The following is a 5,829-nucleotide window of genomic DNA, read 5'->3' on the forward strand; positions in this document are numbered from 1 at the left end:
CCCTGGGGTTCGCCTACCTGCATGGTGCCGATGTCTCCCCCGAGGCGGATGATCCGGTCCGTCAGAGCTATCACGACACCCTCCTCCTGCCCCGGCTCGACGCCGCGATCCGGCGCCTTAACCCCGCCCTGCCCTCTGAGGCCGTCCAGACGGTGCTTAACCGGGTCCGGGACACGGAGTTTGCGGGCGACCTGATCTCGGAAAACCGGCGCATCCACGCACTTCTGGTGGGCGGGGTGCCTGTCACCTGGTTCGAGGGGGGCGAGGAGCGGAACGCGATCGCCCGGCTTGTGGACTGGGAGAACGGGGCAAATGACTGGCTCGCCGTCAACCAGTTTGAGGTGGTCGGCCAGACCGCCCGCCGGCCGGACATCGTGATCTTCCTGAACGGGATGCCGATCATCGTGATCGAGCTGAAGGGCACTGAAACCGGGACCCTCAAGGGGGCCTATAACCAGATCGAGACATACAAGGCCCAGGTCCCGGCCCTGTTTCGGACGAACGCCTTCACGGTGATTTCGGAAGGGGTGACGGCCCGGTACGGGTCGATTTCCGCGAACCTGGACCGGTTCATGCGCTGGCGCACGGTCGACGGGGAGAACCTGGTGGAGGACGGGACCGATCTGGCCCTTCAGACCCTGATCCATGGGCTGCTCGCCCCCGGCACCATCCTGGAACTGGTCCGGTACTGCATGGTCTATGAGGACGAGGGGAAGGGCCCGATCAAGAAGATCGCCGGGTATCACCAGTTCCACGCGGTTCGGAAGGCGGTCAGCGCCGTTCTCCGGGCCCGGCACCTTGACGGCCGCGGCGGTGTGATGTGGCACACACAGGGATCCGGAAAGTCCCTCTTGATGGCATTCCTTGCGGGCAGGCTGATGCGGAACCCGGAGCTTGAGAACCCGACCATTGTCGTGATCACGGACCGGAACGATCTGGACAACCAGCTCTACGCCACCTTTTCGCGCTGTGACGCGCTCTTCGGGGAGACCCCGGAGCAGGCTGAGGACGTGCCGGACCTGCGCCGGAAACTCGACCAGCGGAAAGTGGGCGGGGTGATCTTCGCCACCATGCAAAAGTTCCGCCCCCCGAAGGGCGAAACGGGCATCGGAGAACTGTCGGACCGGTCAAACGTGATCGTGTTCGCGGATGAGGCGCACCGGAGCCAGTACGGGTTTGAGGCCAAGGTGAACGCGAAGACTGGGGAAACTCGCTACGGTTTCGCGCACCACCTGCGCCAGGCGCTACCAAACGCGGTGCATGTGGGTTTTACAGGCACACCGATATCTCTCGTGGGGGCCGATACGCAGGCCGTGTTCGGAAACTACATCGACATTTATGACATTGCCCAGGCGGTCGAGGATGGGGCCACCGTCCCCATCTACTACGAGGGCCGCGTCGCGAAAATTTCCTTGGGTGAGGAGGCAGGCGATCTGCTCGACGCCGAATACGAGGAGATCCTTGAGGACGCGGAAGATGCCGGGGCGGAACTGGACGATGAAACCCGCAAGGCGATGACCCGGAAATGGGCCCGGGTCGAGGCGCTTGTCGGAGCCGGGCCTCGGCTGGACAAGGTGGTCGAGGATATCCTGAGACATTTCGGCGCCCGGTTGGAGGCGATGGACGGCGGGAAGGGGATGATCGTCTGCATGTCCCGCCGGATCTGCGTCGAGGTTTACAACCGGATCGTCGCAGCCCGGCCTGACTGGCATTCGGACGAAGACGGGGCCGGAGGGGTAAAGGTCATCATGACCGGTGCAGCGCAGGACCCGGCCGAGTTCCAGCCCCATATCCGGTCAAAGGCGCGCCTAGAGACACTCCGGACCCGGTATCGGGACCCGTCTGATCCCTTCAAACTGGTGATCGTGCGTGACATGTGGCTGACCGGGTTCGACGCCCCCTGCATGCATACCATGTACACGGACAAGCCGATGAAGGGTCACGGGCTCATGCAGGCGATCACCCGGATCAACCGGGTCTTCGGCGCGAAACCTGCGGGCCTTGTGGTCGATTACATCGGTCTGGCGGCGGACCTGAAGGCAGCGCTCAACCATTATTCAAATGCCGACCGGAAACAGACCGGGATCGATCAAGGTGAGGCGGTTCACGCCCTCCTGACCCAGCTCGACATCATGCGTGTCATGTTCCACGGCGTGGATTACATGGCAGCAGTCCGTGGGACCCCCCAGGACCGGATCAAGATGCTGCCGATCGCGATTGAACATGCGCTCAACCTCAAGGTGGATGGGGAGGTGCCCAAGGACCGGACCGAATCCAAGAAGCGGTTCATGAAAGGCGTTGCGGGACTGGTGAAGGCCTTCCGGATCGCCTCCGGCACGCTTGAGGCAGAGGAGGTCAAGGACGAGGTCGGGTTTTTCACGGCCGTTCAGGCCGCGATCCGGAAGATGGATGCAGGGTCCGGGTCTGGCCGCAGCGTTGATGAGGCAGACCTCGCGATTTCTCAGCTTCTTAACCGTTCAGTGACGTCAACCGAGGTGGTGGACATCCTCAAGGCGGCTGGAATGGACCGCCCCGACATCAGTGTGCTGAGCGAAGACTTCCTGCTCGGACTGAAGAACAACCCACACAAGAGCCTGGCGGTCGAGGCCCTGAAAAAACTCCTGAACGGGGAAATCCGGACCCGGACGCGGACGAACAATGCGAAAAAGGAGGCGTTCTCCAAGCGCTTGGCCGAGGCGCTGGCCCGGTATCATAACCGGAGCGTCGATGCGCTTCAGGTCATCCAAGAGATGATCGCGATCGCCAAGGCGCTCCAGGAAGAGCCTGAGGATGGGCTGTCGCCTGAAGAGGTCGCGTTCTATGACGCGCTGGCTTCAAACGCTAGTGCGGTCGAGCTGATGGGGAATGAGGAACTCCGGGTGATCGCGACCGAGCTGGTTCTGACGGTTCGTCAGAATGCCCGGGTGGACTGGTGGCGCCGCGACGATGTGCGGAAGAAGATGCGCGTCAGCATTCGACGCATTCTGCGCAAGCATGGGTTCCCCCCGGACCTCCAGTCAGATGCGATCAAGAAGGTCGTTCAGCAGGCCGAGGTCCTCGCGCGCGAGTTTTCGTGAAAAAACCGCGCCCATCAAACTGGGCCATACCAAAAAGAAGGAACACGGATGCAGGACCGTTACGCCGGAGATGTCGGGGATTTCGTCAAACTGGGGCTGCTGCGCGCCATCTCGCCCGGGCGCAAGCTCGGGGTTGCCTGGTATCGGTATCCAGATGAGTCCCATAACGGCGACGGCCGCCACACTGGGTATCTTCAGGATCGTGACCGGAAGCTTGCGCAGCTTGACCCGGAGTTGTTTGAGCATCTGAAAAGTGTGGTCCGAACGGAAAGATCGATTCGGTCCCTCCTGACCGTCCTTGGCGATGCGCAGTCTTCAGATGAGCCGCTGGACATTTGCAGCGTTCCCGCCACGAGACGCCGGAATTGGCGCGCCGGCTGGTTCGAGCGGGTAATGGACGACCTCAATGGATGCGATCTGGTCTTCGCTGATCCTGACAACGGGATGACGGATGATGATCATCGTCGCCAAGGGCGTGCGAAATTCGGAAAACAGATCCCGCTTTCGGAGGCCCTCCGCCTCAGTGAGGGCCGCACGGCCGTTATTTACCATCACAACACCCGCCGGGCCGGGGGGCATGACGCGGAGATCGATCATTGGATGTCCGTGATCGGGGCGCCATGCCTGGCGGTCCGTGCGCGCGCCTACAACTGTCGGACGTTCTTCATCGTGAATCCGGATCCGCGTATGGCGGCCGATGTCCGTCAATTCTGTGACCGGTGGGCCATCCTGAAAGTTTCGCTTCACACGGGACAACATGGGTGATGGCATGTGTGATGCGCCTATGGGTCAGGGTGTTGGTCGGTGCAAATCTTGGTCACTGACAGAGGCGTTCATGATCGGCTGAAGCTTGGCGGCCTTCGGGGAGGGGGAATCCCTTTCATTCATCGAAAGACATAAGGAGTGGCGCCCATGCCTAAGTCAGATGAGCCCGGATCGACCCGGGTGACACAGGATCCTGCACCGGACAACGGGGCTCCGGTGCAGGATCCTGCGCCTGCCGCGAGACTGGAGGACCCTTTCCTGGCCGCCTTTGCAGCAGCGCGCGGAACAGTTTCACCTGAACTCGACCTCAGCGCCGATGTGGGTGAGCCGGCCGCCGCGGAAAGAACTGGTGACGCGAGACGTCTGCGCCCCGGGGCATGACCGGAACGGTTTTAGCATCCCCTCATGACTGATCAAAACAGAATCACCCCATCGGCAGCGTCTCGATGACTTCGCCGACGACGTGGCTTGGCCTTCATCAAATCTTCCCCGTCACGCCAGAACAGGTCTGCGAAAAACATCTCAGTCCGGTGCAGGCTGGCTTGATCTCTTTGAACAATCAGGACCGCTATCGCTTGCGAAAAAATGTCATTTTTCCTTTTTTGCAGAAGTACTTACGCCTCAGAATCAGGCTGGTCGAGGACGTCTTCCTCGTGTATCCCTTGGGTCACCAAATGAGAACAAAAGGAGATCATTAACCACCGCTGCTGACGGACGCTGATCCGTCCCGCGGTCGCCTCGGCCCGGACCATCTGGTCCCGATCCTGACGGCCTGACCCATCCGCCACAACCCAACCGGACCGGAACGCGCATTTGCGCGACCAGTGTTCTATACCCTTTAGGAGACATCCATGACGACGCCACCGCCCACCCCACAGGATCCACCAGCCCGACCCGGAGCCCACAAGGGGCTGCCGCCCCTTCCGGGTCTCCATGAGGCCCTCGCCTACATCGCCAAGGGGAACCCGCCAGCGCTGGTCAGGCAGTTGGAGCCCGGACTGGACGATGACGATGATCTGGCCGACAAGGACCTGGACGCAGGCGATGATCCGGAATCGGCGTTTCGCCCGGATCCTTCGGAAATCCTGAACGCCCTGATGATCCTCAGGGTCCATGGAGCCGTCGCATCCATCGATCAGCCGCTGCGGCCTCAGCCGGGGCTGATATCAACCGTTGTCATTTCCGGCGCCGAGGATAGGAAGCGCTTTGCGCAGATCGTACCCGAGCTGTCCATCGCAAGACCCAAGGGAACACAGCCGCCCGTCGTTGTCATCGAAGACGGGTCCTCGTTGGAACGGTCGGTCAAAGAGCTCACACACCGGATCGAGGGGCTGGTCGAGCGAGGGAAGCCAAGCATCGTCGGGACGTCCCGGCCGGAGCGGATTCCGGCGGACCTGCTCGCGCTTGAGAGCGCGCGGTTCATCCTGCCGCCCGTGAGCAAGCGGATGCTCGAGGTGATGCTGGAATACCTGCACCCGACCCAACCGATCCCGATCTCCTTGGACGATGCGGATCTTGCCTTGGTGCCCCTGATCCACCTTGCGCCCGTCTTCGCGGCGGAAACGCCCGATCAGGCAGCGGCCCACCTGCGCCGCATAGCGGTCAAGCGCCCCACGGTTTCCATCGGCCCGACGCTGGACGACGTGTACGGCCAAACGGAGGCCGTCGGCGCGCTCCGGCAGGTCGTGCGCGATATTCAGGAGTGGCGCGCAGGGCGACTGAACTGGAGTGAGGTGACGAAGTCGTTCCTGCTGATCGGACCGCCCGGAACCGGAAAAACCCTTCTGGCGCAATCTCTTGCGGGAAGCGCGGGGGTCGTGTTCGTCAAAACGAGTTACTCAGATTGCCAGCGATGTGGACATCAGGGTGATTTTTTGCGCGAGCTGAACGCCTCCGCGGATCGCGCGGTGGCTGGTGCGCCGAGTGTGTGGTTCATCGACGAAATCGATTCTTTTTATCAGCGAAGCCAGTCAATCTCCGGATATAT

Annotated in this window: 3 protein-coding genes; all 3 read left to right on the forward strand. The window is 61.8% G+C overall.

Annotated features, from left to right (window positions below; genetic code table 11):
- The first annotated feature begins 2 nt into the window (after positions 1 to 2).
- Positions 3 to 3,077, forward strand: coding sequence for a type I restriction endonuclease subunit R (locus C5F46_RS15510; protein WP_235820196.1), 3,075 nt, complete (start codon positions 3 to 5; stop codon positions 3,075 to 3,077).
- Positions 3,078 to 3,125: 48 nt separating this feature from the next.
- Positions 3,126 to 3,842 carry a hypothetical protein gene (locus C5F46_RS15515; RefSeq protein ID WP_107326220.1) on the forward strand — a complete coding sequence of 239 codons (717 nt, stop codon included), beginning with the start codon at positions 3,126 to 3,128 and terminating at the stop codon, positions 3,840 to 3,842.
- A gap of 851 nt (positions 3,843 to 4,693) precedes the next feature.
- On the forward strand, positions 4,694 to 5,829 hold a 1,136-nt coding region (locus C5F46_RS15525), incomplete at its 3' end, for an AAA family ATPase (RefSeq protein WP_146160251.1).

Source organism: Phaeovulum veldkampii DSM 11550, from assembly GCF_003034995.1.
In the GTDB taxonomy this organism is placed as follows: Bacteria; Pseudomonadota; Alphaproteobacteria; order Rhodobacterales; family Rhodobacteraceae; genus Phaeovulum; species Phaeovulum veldkampii.

Coding starts and splice junctions, on each gene's coding strand:
- C5F46_RS15515 (WP_107326220.1), top strand. CDS start 3,126: ATGCAGGACCGTTACGCCGGAGATGTCGGGGATTTCGTCAAACTGGGG.